Below are 1,144 nucleotides of genomic sequence, written 5' to 3' on the forward strand. Positions count from 1 at the left end.
GTCCCTTAAAGAAAATATCGGCAAAGAACGGCGTTAGAGAAATAGCGGTAAACCAACTCAGCATGAGGGAAATCAGCAGCACCGTAAACAAGGTGCCACAGTACTCACCCGTGGAGTCTTCAGACAAACCAATTGGCGCAAATGCCGTTACCGCAATTACAGTTGCACCCAATAGCGGCCATTTGGTTTGAGTGACAATATCCGTCGCAGCTTGTAATCGCGTTCGCCCTTTTTGAGTGCCGATTAATATCCCTTCCACCACCACGATGGCATTATCCACCAACATACCGAGTGCGATAACCAATGCACCCAGAGAGATGCGCTGCAAGTCAATCGCGAGATATTTCATGAAGATGAACGTACCTAAAACCGTGAGTAGCAAGATCAGGCCTATCAGTAGACCCGAGCGCAGCCCCATAAAGAACAGCAATACAATAATTACGATGCCAACCGCCTGCGCCAAACTGATCACAAAGCCGCTGACCGATTTATCTACCTCTTTCGGTTGGCTGTAAATCTCTGATATTTCGACACCAACCGGTTGTTGATACTTCAACTCGGCAAGGCGACGATCAAAGGCCTTACCGACTTCAACCACATTGACACCTTGAGCAAACGACACACCAACGTTCAGCGCTAAGCTGCCGTTAAAGTTGATGATGTTACTCGGCACTTCAACATAGCCACGTTTAATTTCCGCTACGTCTTTGAGGAAAATAAGCCCTTGCGCGCCAGATTCGGTGATCAACAGGTCCCCTAACTCATCAACGCTTTGGAACTCACCCGTAGGTTGAATTCGAATGTACTCATCACCAATACGAATAGCGCCAGCATCAGACACAATATTTTGCGTGGACAGCAAGTTAAAAACCGTATTTGGCGACAAACCAATACTGCTGAGCTTCTTCATCGAAACTTCAATAAAGACTTGCTCTTGCTGCTGACCAGAGACAGAAACCTTGCTGACGCCATCGACCAGTTCAAGCTCACGGCGTAAGTAGTCGACATAATCCAGCAACTCTTTATAGCTGTAGCCATCCCCTGTCACTGCCAACAAGATGCCGTACACATCACCGAAGTCATCAATAACCTGAGGCTCATTAACACCTGGTGGTAACGTGACTTTTAAGTCGTTCACTTTTCG

General features: G+C 47.2%; 1 pseudogene. It reads right to left on the bottom strand.

From position 1 onward, the window contains the following. Window positions 1-1,144 (bottom strand): annotated as a pseudogene (gene vmeI, locus R7035_RS25675) (efflux RND transporter permease subunit VmeI); the annotation flags it as partial.

Origin of the sequence: Vibrio sp. 1731, assembly GCF_033339955.1 — a bacterium.
In the GTDB taxonomy this organism is placed as follows: domain Bacteria; phylum Pseudomonadota; class Gammaproteobacteria; order Enterobacterales; family Vibrionaceae; genus Vibrio; species Vibrio alginolyticus.